The organism is Nocardia sp. NBC_01499 (assembly GCF_045040275.1).
Classification (GTDB): domain Bacteria; phylum Actinomycetota; class Actinomycetes; order Mycobacteriales; family Mycobacteriaceae; genus Nocardia.
The window spans coordinates 1808672-1828710 of record NZ_CP109426.1 but is presented as its reverse complement, the minus strand read 5'-3'; the positions used below and the strand labels follow the sequence as shown (position 1 = coordinate 1828710).

Sequence of the window (20039 nt, the reverse complement as noted above, 5' to 3'; positions counted from 1 at the left end):
CGAATCATCAACGCGGCGCCGGAACCGAGCGTCAGCGAGGTGCGGGCGTGAGTTCTAGGCTCTCCGTTCGACTTTCGCGGCTGTTGAACATGATCCCGTACTTCATCGCCCACCCCGGCATCAGCGCCGCCGAGGCCGCCGCGGATCTCGGCGTGACAAGCAAGCAGCTGATGAGCGACCTGAACCAGCTGTGGATGTGCGGCCTGCCCGGCTACGGCCCCGGCGACCTGATCGACCTGTCGTTCTCCGAGGAGAGCATCGAGGTCACCTTCTCCGCCGGCATCGACCGCCCGCTGCGCCTCACCTCCACCGAGGCGACCGCGCTGCTGGTCGCGCTGCGCTCGATCGTCGACATGCCGGGCATGGTCGACCCGACCGCGGCACACGCGGCCATCGCGAAGATCGAATCGGCCATCGTCGGCGGTTCCGGCGCCGAACCCGACGGCGCCCGCACCCCGCCGCCGGAGGCCCCGGCCGTCGCCACGGTGCGTTCGGCGCTGGCCAGGCAGCGCGCGTTGCGCTTGGTCTACTACTCGGCGAGCCGCGACGTCGTCACCGAACGGGTCGTCGATCCCATTCGAATTGTCTTGGTGGACAACAACAGCTACCTGCAAGCCTGGTGCCGACAGGCCGAAGGCGTTCGCCTGTTCCGATTCGATCGGATCGAGGCGGCCACCGAACTCGACGAACCGGCCAGGCCGCCGAGCCACGCGACCGAGGAATCCGCCGCACTCGACCTGTTCCAGGACGATCCTGCGGTTCCGCTGGCGCGCTTGCGAATTCGCGGCGACTACGCGTGGGTTCTCGATCAGTACCCCATGCATCGGCTCGCGGTACACCCCGACGGCAGCCTGGAGGCGACCATGCGGTTCGCCACCCTCGACTGGATGGCGCGCCTGCTGCTCGGATTCGGCTCCGGCGTCACGGTTCTCGGCCCGCCGGAATTGGTCGCCGCGGTGCGCGAGCGATCGAACGCCGCACTCGCCGCCTATGCGGAGGCCGGATTCGAGGCGACAGGGTGAGCCGGGTGATGGTGGTCGGTGCGGGCAGCATCGGGATCTTCGTGGGCGGCAAACTGGCCGTCGCGGGTGCCGACGTCACCTTCGTCGGCAGGCCTCGACTGCTCGACGAGATCACCGCCTCCGGTATCCGGCTCACCGACCTCGACGGCGGCGACGACTCGCTGCCGTCCGGTCGATTCCACGTGGCCACCGAGCCGGACGACGTCGGCTCGGCCGATCTGGTGCTCGTCGCGGTGAAATCGGCGGCGACCGCGGCGGCGGTGCGCGAGCTCACCGGCAAGATCCGACCGGGCACGGTGGTGCTGAGCCTGCAGAACGGCATCGGCAACGACACCGTGATCAGGGAGATCCTGCCCAACTGCGTGGTGCTGGCCGGAATGGTGATGTTCAATGTGGTGCACCACGAGGGCGGCCGGTTCCATCGCGGCACCGAGGGCGGGCTCGCGGTCCAGGACGATCCGGGGCTCACCTCGTTTCTCGGTGTCTTCGAGCAGGCCGGGCTCGCGCTGGATCGTTATCCCGACCTGCGCCCCGTGCAGTGGGCCAAGCTGCTACTGAACCTGAACAATCCGATCAACGCGCTGTCCGGGCGCCCGCTGCGCGAGCAACTCGCCGACCGCAACTATCGGCGCTGCCTTGCGCTGGCCCAGCGGGAAGCGCTGGCGGTGATGAACAGAGCGCGAATTGCCCCAGCCCGGCTGACGCCACTGCCGTCGACGGTGGTGGCCAGGCTGCTGACCGTTCCCGACGGTGTTTTCCGGCGCGTTTTCGGGCGGGTACTAGCCGTGGATCCGATGGCGCGCTCGTCCATGGCGGACGATCTCGCACTCGGCCGCAAAACCGAAATCTCTTGGCTCTGTGGCGAAATCGTCGGTCTAGGTGCGATGGTCGGGCTGCCGACACCGGTGAACCAGCGGCTGATCGAACTGATCGTCGCCGCCGAGCAGGGCGACCGGCGCACCTGGACCGGTGCGGAACTGTTCGACCAACTGCGGGCCGCGCACGCGAGCGGCCGTTGAGCGCGGCTGAACGCCGGGCAAACGCTGTCTCGTGTATTCAGTAGCAACTCGCTCTACCCGGCCGGACCGTGCGTTCACGCACGTCACCCTCCGGTAGCATCAGAACCATCACCAGTATTGGGAGGTAATAATCATGGGCAGTCTGAGCATCTGGCACTGGCTGATCATTGCGGTCGTTTTCGTGATGTTCTTCGGTGCCAAGCGGATGCCCGACGCGGCCCGCAGCCTGGGTCGGTCGCTGCGTATCTTCAAGAGCGAGGTCAGTCAGATGCAGAACGAGGGCAAGGAGTCCGACAACGCGTCGGCCGCTCCGGTACAGCAGCCCGCGCAGCAACTGCCTGCCGCACAGCCGGTGACCCCGTCGGTCACCCAGCAGCCCCAGCCCCAGGCCGAGCCGAAGACGCTCTGAGCGCCGTGCTCGACCCGGAGTGAGTGAGATCTCACTCCGGGCATAGTGCTGCGTCGCACTCGTCAGCGCTATCCGTTGTTGCCGAGCTTCCAACCCAGGGGCAAACACCGACCATGCGAATCCCGTTCGATCCCCGGCAGAGCAAGCGCCGGACCAACCCCGACGGCACCATGTCGTTGGTCGAGCATTTGCAGGAACTGCGCTATCGGTTGCTTGTCGCGATCGCCGCGGTCGTCTTCACCACCGTGCTCGGGTTCATCTGGTACGAGTACGGGTTTCTCGGCGTCGAGAGCCTCGGCGATATTCTGCGCGGTCCCTACTGTTCGCTGCCGGACTCGGCGCGCGCCGCGATCAGCCCGGACGGTTCGTGCAAGCTGCTGGCCACCGCGCCGTTCGAGCAGTTCACCCTGCGCTTGAAGGTCGGCATGACCGCGGGCATCGTGCTCGCCGCGCCGGTGTGGCTCTACCAGCTGTGGGCGTTCATCACACCCGGCCTGTACGCCAAGGAGCGCAAGTACGCGGTCGGGTTCGTGTCGACCGGTACCGTGCTGTTCGCGACCGGCGCCGCGCTGGCGTATGTGGTTGTCGCCCATGCGTTGAAGTTCCTGCTCTCGATCGGCAACAACGTTCAGATCACCGCGCTGAGCGGTTCACAGTACTTCAGCTTCATCATCCAGCTGCTGGTCATCTTCGGCGTCAGCTTCGAAACCCCGCTGCTGATCATCGGATTGAACCTCCTCGGAATCCTGACCTACGCGCGGCTCAAGGCGTGGCGACGCGGAATCACCTTCGGGCTCTTCGTCTTCGCGGCCATCGTGACCCCGCAGGACCCGTTCTCCATGCTGGCGTTGGCGATCGCGCTGACGTTGCTGTTCGAGGTCGCGATCCAGTTCTCCCGGTTGAACGACATCCGCAGGGCCCGCAGGGAAGAAGAGAGCCTGGCCGCGTTGTCCGACGAAGAGGCGTCCTCGCTGACCGGCCCTGAGCCGATCAACCCCGCCGACTCGCTGGTGACACCCCCGGATAAAACCGGGCGCTCCATGTCGGACTACTCCGATACCCTCTGACGGTGACACATCACCGGTCGCATACGGGCGAGCTAGCGAAGTTTTCCACCGAGCTGAAGTTCAGCCTTGATCCTTTCCAGCGCACCGCCTGTGCGGCACTCGAAGACGGGCACAGCGTCCTGGTATGCGCGCCGACCGGTGCGGGCAAGACCGTGGTCGGCGAGTTCGCCGTGCATCTTGCGCTCGCCGCGGGCGGTAAGTGCTTCTACACCACGCCGATCAAGGCGTTGTCGAACCAGAAGTTCGCCGACCTGACCGAGCGCTACGGGCGCGACAGTGTCGGCCTGCTCACCGGCGACCAGTCGATCAACCCCGGCGCGCCCGTTGTCGTGATGACCACCGAGGTGCTGCGCAACATGCTGTACGCGTCCTCGGACGCGTTGCGCGGGCTGTCGTTCGTGGTGATGGACGAGGTGCACTACCTCGCCGACCGGTTCCGCGGCGCGGTGTGGGAGGAAGTGATCCTGCATCTGCCGCAGGATGTGAAGCTGGTCAGCCTGTCGGCGACGGTCAGCAATGCCGAGGAGTTCGGCGCGTGGATGGAGACCGTGCGCGGCGACACCGCGGTGGTGGTCGACGAGACCAGGCCGGTGCCGCTGTGGCAGCACGTCATGGTCGGGCGGCGGATGTTCGACCTGTTCGACACCGATTCCACCGATCAGAAGGTGCTGGTCGACGGGGATCTGGTGCGATTCATCCGGCAGCGCGAGGCGGCTGACCGGGCGAACAGCTGGGATCGTCCGCGCAATGGCCGTGGCGGTCCGCGCCGCGACTTCCGGCCGTTGCCGCGTCCCGAGGTGCTGGCCAAGCTGGACGAAGAGGGGCTGCTGCCCGCGATCACCTTCATCTTCAGTCGTGCCGGTTGCGATGGTGCGCTGGCCCAGTGCCTGCGCGCGCGGCTGGATTTGAGCCGCGAGGACGACCGCGAACAAGTCGACGCCATCATCGAGAAGCACACCGGCGATCTGCCGAAGGCGGATCTGGAGGTGCTCGGATTCTGGGAGTGGCGTGAGGCGGTGCATCGCGGATTGGCCTCGCATCACGCCGGCATGCTGCCCGCGTTCCGGCACACCGTCGAGGAACTGTTCGTCAAAGGCCTGGTGCGTGCCGTATTCGCAACGGAGACACTGGCTCTCGGCATCAACATGCCCGCGCGCACGGTGGTGCTCGAGCGGCTGGTCAAGTACAACGGCGAGTCGCACGCCGAACTCACCCCCGGCGAATACACCCAGCTGACCGGTCGCGCCGGACGCCGCGGCATCGACGTCGAAGGTCACGCGGTGGTGCTGTGGCAGCCGGAGGTGGACACCAGCGCGGTCGCCGGTCTGGCCTCCACCAGGACCTATCCGCTGCGCAGCTCGTTCAAGCCCGGCTACAACATGTCGATCAACCTGATCGACCGGATGGGCGCCGACGAATCGCGCGCGCTGCTCGAGCGTTCGTTCGCGCAGTTCCAGGCCGACCGCTCGGTGGTCGGGCTGGTGCGCGGCATCGAACGCAACGAGTCCGCGCTGCGTAAGCTGCGCGGTCAGCTCGGCGGCGCGGATGGTGACTTCCTGGAATACATTTCGCTGCGCGAACGGATCAAGCAGCGGGAACGGCAGCTCGAGCAGCAGGGTCGCTCCGATCGGCGCGGCGTGGCGGTTGCCGCGTTGACCGCGTTGCGCCGCGGTGATGTGGTGGCGATCCCGTCCGGTCGGCGCGCCGGTCTCGCGGTGATCCTTGAACCCGATGCGACGCCGGGTGATCCGCGCCCATTGGTGCTCACCGAGGACAAATGGGCAGGGCGGGTGTCGGTGGCCGATTTCCCGGTGCCCGCGGAGACGTTGGGGCACATGCGGTTACCGCGCCGGGTCGATCACCGGACCGCGCAGACCCGGCGCGATCTGGCCTCGGCGCTGCGCAGCACCGGAATTTCGGCGCCGGGCCGGCCGCGGCGCGGCAAGCGCACTTCGGCCGCCGACGACCGGGAACTGTCCACGTTGCGCCGCAGCCTGCGTTCGCATCCGGCGCATACGCGCGCGGATCGGGAGCAGATGGCGCGCGTCGGTGAGCGCTACAACCGGCTGGAGCGGGAAACCGAGACCATGCGCCAGAAGGTTGCCGCCACCACGAACTCGCTGGCCCGCACCTTCGACCGGATCCTCGGGCTGCTGGAAGAACGCGGATTCGTGCACGAATCCGAGGTGACCGCGGACGGGCGCAGGCTCGCGAGGATCTACTCCGAGAGCGATTTGCTGGTCGCCGAATGCCTGCGGCAGGGGCTGTGGCGCGGGCTCGGTCCGGCCGAATTGGCCGGTGTCGTTTCGATTCTCGTGTTCGAATCCCGCCAGGACGGCGGATATCTCGGCGTGGCGGGTCCGACGGCACCGATCCGCCGTGCGGTCGGCGAGACCATTCGGGTGTGGAGCGAACTTCGCTCCGACGAGGCACGGCACAAGCTCCCGCCCACCCGCGAACCGGACCTCGGCTTCGTCACCGGCGTGCACAAATGGGCGCGCGGCGACGGGTTGGCCGAGTCGTTGCTCGCCAGCGGTGACCAGGCCGCGCCGCTGTCAGCGGGCGATTTCGTGCGCTGGTGCAGGCAGGTCATCGATCTGCTCGATCAGATCCACGGCACCGCCGACGATCCGGAGGTCGCCGCGACCGCCGCGAAGGCCGTGCGCGCGATCCGGCGGGGTGTCGTCGCGGTGGACGCCGCGTAGCGGATTCGATTGTGATTTGATTTCTTTCGCGTACCGACCGTGGCGGAGGACCGAGTAATCCGACCGTTCCCACGCGGGGGGCTACCGTGTGTACAACGATGCGAGTGGAGGCAACCAGATGAGCGGCCCGTTTGGACCCAACGAACCCGGGGAGGGACGCAACGATCCCACCCAGCAGTGGGGTGGACAGCAGGCACCCGGCGGGACAGGACCCGCCCACCAGTGGGGCGGCCAACCGCAGACCCCCGCGTCGGCACAGCCGACCCAGCAGTGGGGTGATCAGACGCCGCAGCAGCAGTGGGGTCAGCCGGGTCAGCAACCCGGACAGCAGCCGCAGTGGGGTCAGCAGCCCAATCCGCAGTGGGGTCAGCCCGGTCAGCCGAGCCAGCCGCAGTGGGGTCAGGCCCAGCCGCAGGATTGGCAGCAGGGTCAGCAGCCGCAGTGGGGCCAGCAGCAGCCGCAGTGGGGCGCGCAGGCACCGCCGCCGCAGTCGGGCGGCAAGGGGAAAGGCCTGATCATCGGCCTGGTCGTGCTCGGCGTCGTCGTCATCGGCGCCATCATCGCCCTCGTGCTCGTCCTGACCTCCAAGGACAAGCTGGACCAGTCCGCCGTCCAAGACGGCGTCAAGAAGGTCCTCACCGACTCCTACGGCATCCAGGATGTCAGCGACGTCTCCTGCCCCTCCGGCCAAGAAGTCAAGGTCGACGCCACCTTCGACTGCAACCTCAAGGTCAGCGGCGAAGGTAAGAAGGTGACCATCAAGATCACCAAAGACGACGGCACCTACGAGGTAGGCCGCCCGAACTAACCCCCGCTCCCGCTCGAACCTCCCGGTCGGCCCAGCTCCCTGGGCCGACCGTTGGTTTGCACAGGCCTGGACACAGCCGCACTCTTTCTCGGGCTCCGCACACTCCACCGGCACCCAGAAGAGTGCAGGTCCCGAGGAACGGTGCGGATTCCGGCGGACAACGGTCGCGTTCATGATCAACGGGACATGGTGGCGGGCTTACTCGCCCTATGTCCCGTTGGCCGTGAAACCACGTCCAGGGGGTGAATGCGGGGGCGTTCAAGATCATGGGGAACTGGTGGCGGGGGCATCTCGAACTTTGCCGCCACCAGTTCCCCATGATCTTGAACGGATGGCTCGATGTTCGGGTTGTCGTCCAACCGCGCGCTACTTGCGGCCGCCGATCAGCCAGCGGCGCACGGGATTGCTGGCCATATCGTGCGCGGCTTGCGAAAGGTGCGCGGGGGCTGGGGACTAGGTGCGGGTGGCGAGGGCTTTGATCAAGCGGGTGACCGGGCTTTCGGCGTTGTAGGCGGTGGCCAGTTCGCGGAGGCGGTCGGGGTCGGCGGGGGTGGTGGGGAGGGTGTCGGGGCGGGAGAGGGCTACCTCGGCGTCGCAGACGACGCGGACGACGGGGGCGGCTGCCTTCAAATACTCTTCTGCCGCACGGAGTTTGGCGCGAATGCCCTGTGCGAGGTCGGCGTCGGGGTCTTCGACGGCGGCGACAAGTGCCTCCAGCGAACCGAATCGGGTGATCAGCACCGACGCGGACTTCTCGCCGATGCCCGCGACGCCGGGCAGGCCGTCGGAGGCATCGCCGCGCAGGGTCGCCAGATCCGCGTAGGCGCGACCCGCATTCTCCAGCGGCACACCGTATTTGGTGGAAACCTCCGCGGGCCCGAACAGCTCGGCCTTGGCCAGTCCGCGTCCGGCGTAGAGCACCCGTACGGGCGGCTCGGGTGTGTCGCGGACGAGTTGCAGCAGATCGCGATCCCCGCTGACGACCACGACATGGTCGGTGGTCTCGCGGGTGGCCAGGGTGCCGAGCACGTCGTCGGCCTCGAGTCCCGCAGCGCCACCGGTCGCGATCCCGACCGCCGCGAGCACCTCGAGAATCATGTCGACCTGCGGAGTCAGCGTGTCCGGCACCTCCTCCGCGCCCGGCCCGGCGTCTGCCGAAGTATCCAGCCGGTGCGCCTTGTACGACGGCACCAATTCGACCCGAAACGTCGGCCGCCAATTCAGGTCCAGGCACACCACCAACCGACTCGGCGCATGCTTGGTGATCAGCGACGCGACCATATCGGTAAACCCGCGCAACGCATTGACCGATCGCCCATCCGGCGCAGTGATCTTCTCCGGAATCGCATGAAAAGCACGGAACCACAAGCTCGCCCCATCCAGGAGCAACAACGGTCCACCAGGAGTCGCAGCAGAAGTCACGCGCTGAGGCTACCTCCCACCCCCGACAAACCCCTGATGATTCAACGCCGATGTGCGAGCCGTCGCGGGAGCCGGCCCGCGCCATGCCCATCGGGCTCGACCGCCCGCACTCGCACAACTGAGGCCGGCGGTATCCCCACTTGATCTGATCGCGTTCCCACTCGACGTCTTCCGGCTTCGCACACCACGTCGTGTCCGCACACATCTTTCAACCGGTCGAGGCCTATGTGAAGCATTGAGCGCGTGTGCGAAGGCGATGCGGATGTGTGACGGGCGGCGGGGGTGCTCGGGTTCGCGGGGGAGGGGCGGGGAGGTAACGTCGGATGAATGAGCTCGCATACGGATTCCAGGTTCGCGGCGGATATTTACGGTGAACGGTTGGAGCGGGCGGTGCAGCTGATGCGGGCCGCTCATCTGGACGCCTTGTTGATCACTCCGGGCCCGGATCTTCGGTATCTGATCGGGTCCGCGGCCGAATCCTTCGAACGGTTGACCTGCCTGGTGATCCCCGCCGACGGCGCGACCCCCTCGGTGGTGATTCCGAAGCTGGAACTGGCCTCGCTGGAAGGTTCCGCGGCAGGCGAACTCGGCCTGCAGGTGCTGGACTGGGTCGACGGCATCGATCCGTATGGCGTCGTGAAGTCCGCGCTGCACGTCGGCTCACGCGTGGCAGTCGCCGACGCCATGCCCGCACTGCACCTCCTCCCGCTGGCCGCGTCGTTCACCGGCCTGCCCGCCTCCGCCACGCCGGTGCTGCGCGAACTGCGCATGATCAAGGACGCCGCGGAGATCGACGCGCTGCGCCGAGCGGGTGCCGCGATCGACAGGGTGCACGCGCGGATGGGTGAATTCCTGCAGGTCGGACGCACCGAGGCCGAGGTCGGTGCCGATATCGCCGCCGCCATTGTCGAGGAGGGGCACACCGAGGCCGCGTTCGTCATCGTCGGCAGCGGCCCGCACGGCGCCGACCCGCACCACCACGACTCCGAGCGCCGCATCGAGTCCGGCGATGTCGTGGTCATCGACATCGGCGGCCCGGTCGACCCCGGCTACTACTCCGACTCGACCCGCACCTACGTCCTCGGCGAACCCGACCCGAAGATCGCCGCCAGCTTCGCCGCCCTCGAACGGGCCCAGGCCGCCGCCGTAGCCGCCGTCCGCCCCGGCGTCACCGCCGAATCCGTCGACGCCGCCGCGCGAAACCCGTTGACCGAAGCCGGTTTCGGCCCCGCCTTCGTGCACCGCACCGGCCACGGCATCGGCCTCTCGGTCCACGAAGAGCCCTACATCGTCGAAGGCAACGACCTAGTCCTGCAACAGGGCATGGCCTTCAGCATCGAGCCAGGAATCTACTTCCGCGGCGACTGGGGCGCCCGCATCGAAGACATCGTCGTAGTCACCGAAGACGGCTGCGAATCCATGAACCAGCGCCCCCACGGGCTCACGGTCCTGTAGTCGACCAGACCCACTCGCGTCCGGGAACGCGCGCGCCCCGGCGGCTCGGGGCGTGCGCGAATCCGCGAGATCAGCGGCCGTGTGCTGGCCCTTCGGCCGCTGACCAAGTTGTCAGCCGCACTTCTCCTCGGGATCCGCGCGTTCTACGGTCTCGGAATGGGTGCTGCACCCAAAAAGTGTTGGGCTGCACACGCATTCGTGCCCAGGTAGTTGCTCGATGCGGGTACTGCGGGTGTGGTGCCAGTGAGGGCGGCTCGGCCGCGCCTGCACGGGCTGACGCAGCGCGCCCGGCTTGGCTCTAGACCGTGGTGGCCATTCGGCTGTGTCCGCCATCGAGAGCGGCGCGCACCCGCATGATCGCAGGCCCACACCTGCGCGACTTCGAAATCTGTTGGCGCACTTGGCCGTTCTTGGGCGGGCAGCGGCGCTACTGCGGTTGGATGGCGCTGTCCGTCGGGGCGATCAGGGTGCGGCTGGACAGCACGCGCTTGACCTCGATCGCGATGACCACCCGGGTCGGGTTTTCGCGCGGGACCCGGTACCGACCCGCATAGCGCTGTTCCGCCTCCGCGACCGCATCTGGATCATCGAGCACGGTCGCCGGGCCCTCGAGCGTGAGCCATCGAGGTCCCTCGACCTGGCTCACCGCCGCGTAACCACCCCGGCGCACGTTGCGCACCTTCGCCGACCCGCCGTCGGTGATCACCCGGACGATCCGAGCCGCCGGATCCCAGGTGAATCCCACCGCAACGACATGCGGTGTTCCGTTGGCCCGCAACGTGGTCAATGTCGCGAGGTGCCGTTCGGTCACGAACTCGAGCGCTGCGGGAGAAAGCTCCGCGGTCTGGCTGGGCATCCCCTGACCGTAGCGTTCGCCCCGATCCACCCCGCGCAGGGCACCCGTGAGACCGGCCGCCGCCCGACCGTCACCCCATCGACTCGGGCCACGAGCGGCACACGGCTGCGGCAAGGTCGAGAACACCTCGCCGCGGTGTGCCGCAGCGTGGTCAACGAGGTCGAGCCCGCGAGATAGCTCGAAGATTGCGTGTTGGTCGTGGGGTAGCGGGGGTGGGTGGGGACGGAATGACAGACTTAGGGCATGGGATTGCGAGGGATTGCGGAGGGGACGGTGCTGCTGCTCGGCGGGCGCAGCGAGATCGGGCTCGAGGTGGCGCGGCGGCTGGCACCGGGCCAGGTGGTGGTGCTGGCGGCGCGGCGCAGCGGTGACTTGGCGGAGCAGGTCGCGGCGCTCACGACGGGCGGGGCGGCGGCGGTGCACTGCGTGGAGTTCGATGCCGACGACACGGCGAGTCATCCGCCCTTCTTCGACAAGATCGTGGCCGAGTACGGGCAGATCGGGGTGGCGGTGCTCGCGTTCGGCGTGCTCGGCGATCAGGCGCGGGCCGAACAGGATCCGGCCCACGCGCTCGCCGTGGTGCACACCGACTACGTCGCCCAGATCAGCGTGCTCACCACGCTCGCGAATCTGCTTCGCGCGCAAGGGGAAGGACAGCTCGTCGTCTTCAGTTCAGTGGCGGGCGTGCGGGTCCGGCGCGCCAACTACGTGTACGGATCGGCGAAGGCGGGCCTCGACGGTTTCGCCAGCGGACTCGCGGATGCGTTGCACGGCACCGGAGTTCACCTCCTGCTGGTCCGCTCCGGCTTCGTCATCGGCCGGATGACCGAGGGCATGGACCCGGCGCCCTTCTCCAGCACCCCCGACCAGGTGGCCGCCGCCGTCGTCAAGGGACTGCACAAGCGCGCGGGAGTCGTCTGGAAACCCGGCATCCTTCGCCCGTTCTTCTTCGCGATGCGCCTACTGCCCCAAGCGATCTGGCGCCGGATGCCGCGGTGAGCGCTCGGCGACACAGCACGAGCCGTGCCGCGATATTGCGCGGCACGGGAACCGCTGCGTGCCGCGTGCCGTCTGATATCCCGAGCGCAGTGCCGGACGGTTGGCGGCTGTCATCGAAATCTCGGCTCCGGGGCATCGATCGCGCCGCGATGCCCGAACCGCACCGTCTGGCCCGCGTCGATCACGGCAAGCAGTTTGCCGGGCACCGGCTCCGAGCAGCGGATTCACACGGAAACCGAGGCCATCGCTGTCTCGGCCTCCACATGGATCCCGGCGGCACGCAGTTCCGGCACTGCGCCGTCTGCGGCAGCGGCAAGTTCCGGCTATTCCCGCATCTGCCCGGCGGCCGCGACAGTCTGCTCGTCGGTCAGATCGCTCTCGGGGCGGCCGATTTCCTGACGCTGTCAGGTGAACGATGACGGTGCCGTGGTCTGGTGGTTGCGCGGTGATAGTCGATGCGCAGACCGCCCCGTTTCGGGGACCGCGTTCGGTGCTGAATGTGGTTGATGTCCATGAGGATTCGGCGACCAACTGGGTAACGTGCGGGCGCGAGGCACTGGCCGATTTTCCTGACACCGCGGGGCGAGGGATGACCGTGCCGCGGTCTGGTGACTGCGTGGCGACGCCCGATGCGCAGGCGGCACCATCTCGGGACCGGTGTGTGGTGCTGAATGTGGTTGATGTCGAAGCTGTTTCGGCAATCCGCCGAGGAACATTCGGGCACGACGTGGTGGCCGATTTCCTGACGCTGCCAGGTGAACGATGACGGTGCCGTGGTCCGGTCCGCCGGTGGTAGTCGCCGGGATCGGGGCCGACGGGTGGGATGGGCTCGGGCGGGTGGCGCGAGAGGATATCGCGACCGCCGAAGTGCTGTTCGGCTCGGCGCGGCAGCTTGCTCTTGTGCCGGAACGTGATTCGGCGGGAGAGCGGGTGGTGTGGCCGTCGCCGCTGGTGCCTGCGCTGGCCGGGTTGTTCGAGCGGTATGCCGGGGCGCGGGTGTGTGTGCTGGCCAGTGGGGATCCGATGTTCTACGGGATCGGGGTGACGTTGGCGCGGCTGTTGGGGGCGGGGGCGCTTCGGGTTTTGCCGCAGCCGTCGTCGGCGTCGTTGGCGTGTGCGCGGTTGGGGTGGGGGTTGGCGGAGACGCCGGTGGTCAGTGTGGTGGGGCGGGCGTTGGAGTCGGTGCTCCCGGAACTGGTCGACGGACGACGGGTACTGGTGCTCAGTGCCGATGAGCACACGCCTGGACAGTTGGCGGAGGTACTGGGGCGCAATGGTTTCGGCGATTCTCAGCTGACGGTGCTCGAGCAGCTGGGTGGATCGGCGGAGCGGGTCGACAAGGGAATCGCGAAGCAATGGCAGCGGCCCACCGGTGACCCGCTGAACATCGTGGCGATCGAGTGCGTCGCCGACCCGGCACACCTTCGCGCGACGCGATTGCCGGGCCTGCCGGACGAACTCTTCAGCGGCGACGGCCAACTCACCAAAAACGAGGTGCGTGCCTTGACACTGACCGCGCTGGCACCCGCGCCCGGGGAACTGCTGTGGGATATCGGCGGCGGATCGGGCAGCATCGCGATCGAATGGTGCCGCACGCACCCCACCTGCCGCGCAATCACTTTCGAGCGACTGGAGCATCGGCGACGGCAGATCACCGAAAACGCGGCTGCCCTTGGCGTCCCGCACGTCGTCGTGCGTGGCGAGGCACTCACGGAATTGCAGACCACCGAATTCGCCTCTCCGGACACGATTTTCGTCGGCGGCGGACTTACCCAGGATGGCCTGCTCGAGACATGCTGGTCACAGCTGCGACAAGGCGGCAGGCTCGTCGTGAACGCGGTGACCGCGGAATCCGAATCACTGCTGCTCACCTGGGCGGCCACGCACGGCGGCGCACTGCGGAAGTTCCAGATCTACCGTGCGGAGCCACTGGGATCCTTCACCACCTGGCGCCCGCAACTACCCGTGACGCAGTGGTCCGTTGTGAAAATGCACAATGCATGACCGCAAAATGAGATCCACGGATGAAACGACTGCACCCCGGCAGGTAGGGTCGGGGCCGAGATCCGGTCATGATCGGAAATCCGGTTCCTGATGGGGAGATAGATGAAATACAAGAAGTTTGCCGCTACCGCACTGTTGGCCATCGCCGCGACCGGCGTGACCGCTGGCACCGCCTACGCCGCGCCGACGCCGCCCGCGGTACAGGATCAGACCGCCGCCGCGCCGACCGTCAAGGGTCAGGACCAGGGCGTCAGCTACGCCCTTCAGTTGGCCGACGCGGGCAAGTCGGTCGTCACCAGCGTCACCGGCGGTGCATTCAGCCTGGCCACCGATAAGCAGTCGGTCACCCTGACGAATGCCGCGGGCGAGACCGTCACCACCATCCCGCTCACCGCGACGGCGAAGGGTGAGCAGGTGGAAATCGCCGCGGCCATCGCCGACGACGCCAAGCAGCTGACGCTGACCCCGAAGATCGCGCCGACCGCGAACGCGCCGATCGCCGCCGATTTCATCGGCGCGCAGGACTGGTTCTTCGCCGAACTGCAGCACGCGTCGCTCGGCGCACTGGTCGGCGGATTGATCGGCGCCGCTATCGGTTTCCTGTTCTTCGGCGTCGGCATCCTGCCCGGTGCCGTGCTCGGCGCGATCATCGGTCTCGCCGTCGCGGGCGGGCCGTCGCTGCTGAACGCGGGCATCGCCTACTTCAGCGGCCAACCCTGAAAACCCTGATATTGGGCGGCACCCGGGAAGCCCGGGAACTCGCCGACATCGCTTCCGGCGAGCAAGGATTCGACATCGTCTCCTCGCTCGCCGGTCGCGTTCGTAACCCCCTGTTGCCGGTCGGTACCGTACGCGTAGGCGGGTTCGGCGGGGTCGACGGCCTGCGGGAATGGTTGGTGGCCAACGGGATCGATGCTGTGGTCGATGCCACTCACCCGTTCGCGGGCATCATCAGCGCGAATGCCGCTGCGGCTGCGGCGGATCTGCGCCTACCGCTCGCGCACCTGCGGCGCCCAAGCTGGACCGCGCAGCCCGGCGACCGGTGGATTCGAGTACCCGATCTCGCCGCCGCCGCGAAAACCGTTGGCGAGCTGGGTAATCGCGTCTTCTTGACCATCGGCCGCCAGGGTGTCGGCGCGTTCGCCGGACTGACCCGCCCGTGGTTTCTGATCCGCGCTATCGATCCGCCAGACGGCGCACTCCCGCCGCGGCACGAATTACTGCTCGCCCGTGGTCCTTTCGCGGTCGATGACGAATCCCGGCTGCTGGCGGACCGGCACATCGATGTGCTCGTCACCAAGGACAGCGGCGGCGACCAGACCGATGCCAAACTGACCGCAGCCCGCTCAGCGGGCCTACCGGTTGTCATGGTCGATCGGCCACCGCTGCCCGAGGGCGCCGTGGTCATGGAAAGCGTTGCCCAGGTCTGGGATTGGCTTCGATCAGCTGCCGAGTAGGTCAGGCAGCCGGTCGAACCAATCGAGTACCGCGCGTTCGTATCCGATGCCGAAATCCAGCGTCGCGCGGGCGAAGGCGGGCATGCAGCTCGGGTCCTCGGCGAGGTACTTGGTGAGTCGCGTCTGGTGAATCTCCCTGTTGGCGGCGATGATTCGATCGAGATGCGGTCGGTCGAGATGGTCGCCGAAGGCAAGGGTCAATAGCAATGGGAAGCGGATGTTCTCGCCGCCGGGGTCGCGGGCGATCCACTCCAGGAAGGCTTCCCGCCCCGCGTCGGTGATCAGATAGGGGGTGCGCTCACGAGCGCCCGGCGCGCCCTTCTCCACTAAGCCTGCCGCGTCCATCGTGCCGAGTTCCCGGTAGACCTGGCTTTGCGTGATCGTCCAGAAGTCGCCGATGCGTACCTGGGCCTGGGCCACCAGATCCCAGCCCGACATCGGCCCTTCGTGCAGAAATCCGAGCAGCGACGCGGCCGTGGAGTTCAACGGCTTGCGGCTGGTCGCGGTATTCGTCAACCGACTGCTCCCTTCGCTATCAACCTTCCATAGTGGAATGTTATACGAACGCGCGCCGGATCGGCGGTGTGACCTACTTGCCGGCCAGCTGATCGAGCCGGGCGAGCACCAGTGCCATGCCCTCCTCCAACCGTGCCTGGCCGAGGCGCAGTTCGACGAGGTCTTCCTCGATTTTCTCGGTGCGCTCATCGATCCGGTCGATGCCGTCGAGCGCCTTTCTGGTGAGCGCCGCGAGTTCGCTGAGGACATCGCCCTGCTCGTCGAGTGCTTGTTCGCCAGCAGTGGCTCGGGCCTCAAGGGCTCGGGCGCGCAGCGTCAGCTCCGACAGTGTCGCGGCCAAGATCCCTCCAATCGTCAGTGCGTCAGGAGATCTTACGCGTCGGGCGAGGTCGCGTCGCCCGTGCCCGCGTAGCGTCGCGAGGTGTAAACGCGGACCCCCTGGTCGGTTTCCGTGGTCGCGGTGGTGGACGCGCCGATGATCAGCAGCGTGCGCATATCGACCTCGGCCGGATCGAGTTCGCCGAGCGGCACCACCCGCACGGACTCCGTCGGCCCACCCACATCGCGTCCGAGTACCACGGGCGTGTCGGGCTTGCGATGCTCGAGCAGCAGGTCCCGCATGGCACCGACCTGCCAGGTGCGCTGCGACGAGGCCGGGTTGTATACGGCGATCGCCATGTCGGCGGCGGCGACGGCGGAAAGGCGTTGGGCGACAACCTCCCACGGCTTGAGGCGATCCGAGAGGGAGATCATCGCGTAGTCGTGCCCGAGCGGCGCACCGACGCGGCTGGCCACCGCGTTGGCCGCGGTGAGCCCGGGCAGTACCCGCACCGGCACGCCACGCCACTGCGGATCGGCGGCTTCCTCGAGTACCGCAGCCGCCATCGCGAACACTCCTGGATCGCCCGACGACACCACCACGACCCGCGCGCCCCGCTTGGCCAGGTCCAACGCCATGGCGGCGCGCTCCGACTCGACGCGATTGTCGCTGGGATGCCTGCGTTGGCCGGGGCGCGACGGCACTCGGTTCAAGTAGGTGGTGTAGCCGACGAGATCTGTTGCGTCGGTGAGTGCTTCGTGTACCTCGGTGGTGGTCCACTCGGGTGCGCCGGGGCCTAGGCCGACGACTACAACTTGACCTGGTTGGTCGTCTTGCGCGGTGGCATCGGCCAAATGAGGTGCACCTGGGTCGGATTCGTGCTGACCCGGCTGGTCGGTGGTACTGCCTTGCTCAGCATGGTCGGCCAAATGGTGTGCATCTGAGCCGGATTCGTACGTTGCACCGGGATTCGCGTGCTGGGCGATCAGGTTCGTCGAGTCATTCCGTGCCACAGCGGGTTCCGCGTCGGTGCGGGGGAGTGGGGTGGTCGGCGTCGGGCCGGGGACGAGGGTGATGGAGAAGTAGGGCACGTCCGCGTCAGCCACGTCGGCGGCGCGCAGGACGCGCTGGCGGGTGCTGCTGGCGCGTTCGATGTAGTAGGCGTCGGCGAGGCGGCCGGAATCCGAAAGGGCTTGGCGCACACCGGGGTAGGTGCGTCCGAGCTTCATGATGGCGGCGGCCTCGGTGTCGCGGAGTCGGCGGGTGAGCTCCTCGACCGGCATGGTTCCTGGCAGGATGGTCAGCACCTGCTCGCCCTCGACCAGCGGGGTGCCGAGCGCCGCCGACGCGGCACTCACCGAGGTGATGCCTGGAATGATCTCGGCCTCGAACCGATCGGCCAGCCGCCGGTGCATGTGCATATAGGAGCTGTAGAACAGCGGGTCGCCCGCGGCGAGTAGCGCGACCGACCGCCCCGCCGCCAAGTGCCCGGCCAGCCGCCGCGCGGCCTGTTCATAGAACTCATCGATCGCACCCTGGTACCCGCCCGGATGATCGGTGGTCTCGGTCGTCACCGGATAGACGAGGTGCTCCTCCACCTGCCCCGGCCGCATATAAGGCGCGGCAATACCTCTGGAGATACTCCGCCCATGCCGCGCACTGTGGAACGCGATCACATCGGCCTCGGCAATCACCCGCGCAGCCTTCACCGTCACCAACTCGGGATCACCCGGACCAAGCCCGACCCCCCACAACTTGCCAGCCGCCGTTAGTGATTCAGCTTTCGACGCCCCGCGACTTTGCCTCGAGGTGCCAGTGGCGTGCTCCTCGGCCGTGCTGGTCGAACGTTTGCCCCCGGCGCCCGTTAACTCGCCTGCCGCCGTGGCCGTTTCAGGTTTCGCTCTGCCGGTCGTGGGGCTTTGCGTTGCGATGCCTGCGGCCTGCGTGTCGGGCGTGTTTGCCGCGTGTGCGCCCTGGGTGCCCCGCAACTTGCCTGCCGCCGTGGCCGTTTCAGGTTTCGCTCTGCCGGTCGTGGGGCTTTGCGTTGCGATGCCTGTGGCCTGTGTGCCGGGCGTGTTTGCCGCGTGCTCGCCCTCGGTGCCCCACAACTTGCCAGCCGCCGTTAGTGATTCAGCTTTCGACGCCCCGCGACTTTGCCGCGAGGTGCCAGTGACGTGCTCCTCGGCCGTGCTCGTCGAACGTTTGCCAGCGGCGCCCGTTAACTCGCCTGCCACGGTGTCTGTTTCAGGTTTCGCTTTTCCCGTCGCGGGGCTTTGCGTTGCGATGCCTGTGGCCTGTGTGCCGGGCGTGCTTGGCGCGCGTTCACCCTCGGCGCCCCACAATCTGCCTGCCGCCGTGGCGGTTCGAGGTTTCGCCGCTGCGGGAATTTGCGCTGAGGAGCCTGCGTCGGGCGAGCTTTCGTCGTAGAGCTGTCCGCCGCCCAAATCGCCTGCGGTGCCGTCAAGTCGGCCATCGGTCCGTGCCGCGTGGTCGGTGCCGGTTCGGGTGCCGTCCGTCATTCCTGTTCGCTCGCAATCGCATTCAGTGCGGAGGCGGTGATAGCGCTGCCGCCGCGTCGGCCGCGGACGGTCAGGTACTCGATGCCGCCGAAATCGATCAGGGCGTCCTTGGATTCGGCGGCGCCGATGAAACCGACTGGGATGCCGAGGATGGCGGCGGGGCGAGGCGCGCCCGCATCGATCATGTCGAGTAGGTGGAACAGGGCGGTCGGCGCGTTTCCAATGGCGACGACGGCACCGTCGAGGTGCTCGCGCCAAAGCTCTAGCGCCGCCGCGGAGCGCGTATTGCCCATGGCCGCAGCGAGTTCCGGTACGCGCGGATCGGCGAGGGTACAGATGACCGCATTGTCGGCGGGCAGCCGCTTGCGCGTCACACCGGAGGCGACCATATTCGCGTCACACAGAATCGGCGCCCCCGCCCGCAACGCCGCCCGCGCCGAAGAAACCACCCCCGGCGAAAACGCCACGTCCCCGGCCAGATCCACCTGACCGCACCCATGAATCATCCGCACCACCACCTGCGCCACCTCCGGCGGAAACCCACCTAGGTCCGCCTCGGCACGGATCATCGCGAACGAGCGCCGATAGATCTCGGCCCCGTCGGTGAGGTAGCTGGCACGCACGTCGGACATGCCGTCCACCCTAAGAGGTGCGTTCCCGTCCAGGTCGGCGCGGGTAGCTGGAGTGGCAGCGTGTCCGACGCGTCAGGCTGTTCGCTGAGCGAGAGATCGGGCGATGAATCTCGGTCAGGTCGGCGTGGGTAGCTGGTGCGGCAGCGTGCCCTACGCGCAAGGCTGCTGGCTGAGCGAGACATCGAGGCGGTGGATCTCGGCCAAGTCGGCGCGGGGAGCTGGTCGGTGGCGTGCTCACCTCGTCGAACGGGACATGGGTGCGGCGAATCGCGGGCGGGTGCTCCGTCATGTCCCGTTCGGCGGATCCAAGGGCGCCGACGTTCGACTCAGGTGCGTGGGCGTTCGAGGATGCGGGACATCACGATCGAGCTGCGGGTGCGGCCGACGCGGGCGTTCTCGCGGATCCGTTCGACGGTCACCTCGATTTCCGCCATGTCGGTGGCCATCACGTGGATCAGGGCGTCGGCCTCGCCCGCGATCGTCCACACGCCGACGACCTGCGGAATCGGTTCGAGGGTTCGGCGCAGTTCGGCGGGGGAGATGTTGTCGCGGTAGTACACCTCGACGTACGCCTCCGTCTTCCAGCCCATCGCGGCGGGGTTGACCAGCGCGGTGAATCCGATGATCTGTTTGCTCGCGACCATCTTGTCGACGCGCCGTTTCACCGCGGGCGCGGTCAGGCCGACCGCGCTGCCGATTTCCTGGAACGAGGCACGTGCCTGTCTGAGTAGGTGCTCCAAAATCCGCCGGTCGATGTCGTCCATGTCACACTCGTTTCCTCGTTACACAATGATTCGATGCTCAAGGGCCGAAATGCGCAACGATTCGTT

At 67.5% G+C, this 20039-nt stretch carries 20 protein-coding genes; 13 read left to right on the top strand and 7 right to left on the bottom strand.

The genetic code is table 11. From position 1 onward, the window contains the following. Positions 1–47 precede the first annotated feature (47 nt). The 6 genes from OG203_RS08270 (at position 48) to OG203_RS08245 (ending at position 7030) form a co-directional block, all read left to right on the top strand. Positions 48–1022 carry a helix-turn-helix transcriptional regulator gene (locus OG203_RS08270; RefSeq protein WP_405165085.1) on the top strand — a complete coding sequence of 325 codons (975 nt, stop codon included), beginning with the start codon at positions 48–50 and terminating at the stop codon, positions 1020–1022. A gap of 8 nt (positions 1023–1030) precedes the next feature. Then, positions 1031–2041, top strand: a complete 1011-nt coding sequence (locus tag OG203_RS08265; protein ID WP_405167797.1) for a 2-dehydropantoate 2-reductase — start codon at positions 1031–1033, stop codon at positions 2039–2041. A 133-nt stretch (positions 2042–2174) separates the two neighbouring features. Beyond that, entirely contained in the window at positions 2175–2450 is a 276-nt protein-coding gene (gene tatA / locus OG203_RS08260; RefSeq protein WP_405165084.1) for a Sec-independent protein translocase subunit TatA, read from the top strand. A 113-nt stretch (positions 2451–2563) separates the two neighbouring features. Continuing rightward, positions 2564–3517, top strand: a complete 954-nt coding sequence (tatC, locus tag OG203_RS08255; RefSeq protein WP_405165083.1) for a twin-arginine translocase subunit TatC — start codon at positions 2564–2566, stop codon at positions 3515–3517. 2 nt (positions 3518–3519) lie between these two features. Next, positions 3520–6222 (top strand): DEAD/DEAH box helicase, encoded by a 2703-nt coding sequence (locus OG203_RS08250; protein WP_405165082.1) that lies wholly within the window; start codon positions 3520–3522, stop codon positions 6220–6222. 118 nt (positions 6223–6340) lie between these two features. Next, positions 6341–7030 (top strand): DUF4333 domain-containing protein, encoded by a 690-nt coding sequence (locus tag OG203_RS08245; protein WP_405165081.1) that lies wholly within the window; start codon positions 6341–6343, stop codon positions 7028–7030. A 453-nt stretch (positions 7031–7483) separates the two neighbouring features. Here the strand turns inward: OG203_RS08245 and OG203_RS08240 are convergent, their stop codons facing one another. Further along, positions 7484–8452: a 5'-3' exonuclease H3TH domain-containing protein gene (locus tag OG203_RS08240; protein WP_405165080.1), complete on the bottom strand. Its 969-nt coding sequence runs from the start codon at positions 8450–8452 to the stop codon at positions 7484–7486. 327 nt (positions 8453–8779) lie between these two features. Here OG203_RS08240 and OG203_RS08235 point away from each other — a divergent pair, with 327 nt between their 5' ends. Beyond that, the gene (locus tag OG203_RS08235; RefSeq protein ID WP_405165079.1) at positions 8780–9907 is read left to right on the top strand and encodes a M24 family metallopeptidase; all 1128 of its coding nucleotides are present in this window, start codon (positions 8780–8782) and stop codon (positions 9905–9907) included. 427 nt (positions 9908–10334) lie between these two features. Here the strand turns inward: OG203_RS08235 and OG203_RS08230 are convergent, their stop codons facing one another. Continuing rightward, complete coding sequence (locus OG203_RS08230) at positions 10335–10763, bottom strand: PPOX class F420-dependent oxidoreductase (protein ID WP_405165078.1); 429 nt, start codon at positions 10761–10763, stop codon at positions 10335–10337. Positions 10764–11006: 243 nt separating this feature from the next. On the opposite strand from OG203_RS08230, the gene OG203_RS08225 reads away from it, so the two are divergent. The 6 genes from OG203_RS08225 to OG203_RS08200 all read left to right on the top strand — a co-directional run bounded on the left by OG203_RS08225 (position 11007) and on the right by OG203_RS08200 (position 15223). After that, complete coding sequence (locus OG203_RS08225) at positions 11007–11762, top strand: SDR family NAD(P)-dependent oxidoreductase (RefSeq protein ID WP_405165077.1); 756 nt, start codon at positions 11007–11009, stop codon at positions 11760–11762. Between the two features lie 149 nt (positions 11763–11911). Next, a complete protein-coding gene (locus OG203_RS08220; protein WP_405165076.1) occupies positions 11912–12181 on the top strand; it encodes a hypothetical protein in 270 nt (89 codons plus the stop codon). Then, on the top strand, positions 12178–12528 hold the full coding sequence (locus OG203_RS08215; protein ID WP_405165075.1) for a hypothetical protein: 351 nt from the start codon (positions 12178–12180) through the stop codon (positions 12526–12528). Before OG203_RS08220 ends, OG203_RS08215 begins: the two co-directional genes overlap by 4 nt. Then, a complete protein-coding gene (cbiE, locus tag OG203_RS08210; RefSeq protein ID WP_405165074.1) occupies positions 12525–13766 on the top strand; it encodes a precorrin-6y C5,15-methyltransferase (decarboxylating) subunit CbiE in 1242 nt (413 codons plus the stop codon). Before OG203_RS08215 ends, cbiE begins: the two co-directional genes overlap by 4 nt. A gap of 102 nt (positions 13767–13868) precedes the next feature. Further along, complete coding sequence (locus tag OG203_RS08205) at positions 13869–14486, top strand: DUF6861 domain-containing protein (RefSeq protein WP_405165073.1); 618 nt, start codon at positions 13869–13871, stop codon at positions 14484–14486. Positions 14487–14497: 11 nt separating this feature from the next. Next, complete coding sequence (locus OG203_RS08200; protein WP_405165072.1) at positions 14498–15223, top strand: cobalt-precorrin-6A reductase; 726 nt, start codon at positions 14498–14500, stop codon at positions 15221–15223. On the opposite strand, the gene OG203_RS08195 is transcribed toward OG203_RS08200, so the two are convergent. The 5 genes from OG203_RS08195 to OG203_RS08175 all read right to left on the bottom strand — a co-directional run bounded on the left by OG203_RS08195 (position 15209) and on the right by OG203_RS08175 (position 19973). After that, positions 15209–15739, bottom strand: coding sequence for a PadR family transcriptional regulator (locus OG203_RS08195; RefSeq protein ID WP_405165071.1), 531 nt, complete (start codon positions 15737–15739; stop codon positions 15209–15211). The genes OG203_RS08200 and OG203_RS08195 overlap by 15 nt on opposite strands. A 73-nt stretch (positions 15740–15812) precedes the next feature. Then, positions 15813–16079: a hypothetical protein gene (locus tag OG203_RS08190; protein ID WP_405165070.1), complete on the bottom strand. Its 267-nt coding sequence runs from the start codon at positions 16077–16079 to the stop codon at positions 15813–15815. A gap of 32 nt (positions 16080–16111) precedes the next feature. Further along, positions 16112–17773, bottom strand: coding sequence for a precorrin-3B C(17)-methyltransferase (gene cobJ / locus OG203_RS08185; protein ID WP_405165069.1), 1662 nt, complete (start codon positions 17771–17773; stop codon positions 16112–16114). A gap of 800 nt (positions 17774–18573) precedes the next feature. Beyond that, positions 18574–19209, bottom strand: a complete 636-nt coding sequence (locus OG203_RS08180) for a precorrin-8X methylmutase (protein ID WP_405165068.1) — start codon at positions 19207–19209, stop codon at positions 18574–18576. 326 nt (positions 19210–19535) lie between these two features. Next, complete coding sequence (locus OG203_RS08175; protein WP_405165067.1) at positions 19536–19973, bottom strand: Lrp/AsnC family transcriptional regulator; 438 nt, start codon at positions 19971–19973, stop codon at positions 19536–19538. Positions 19974–20039: the final 66 nt, after the last annotated feature.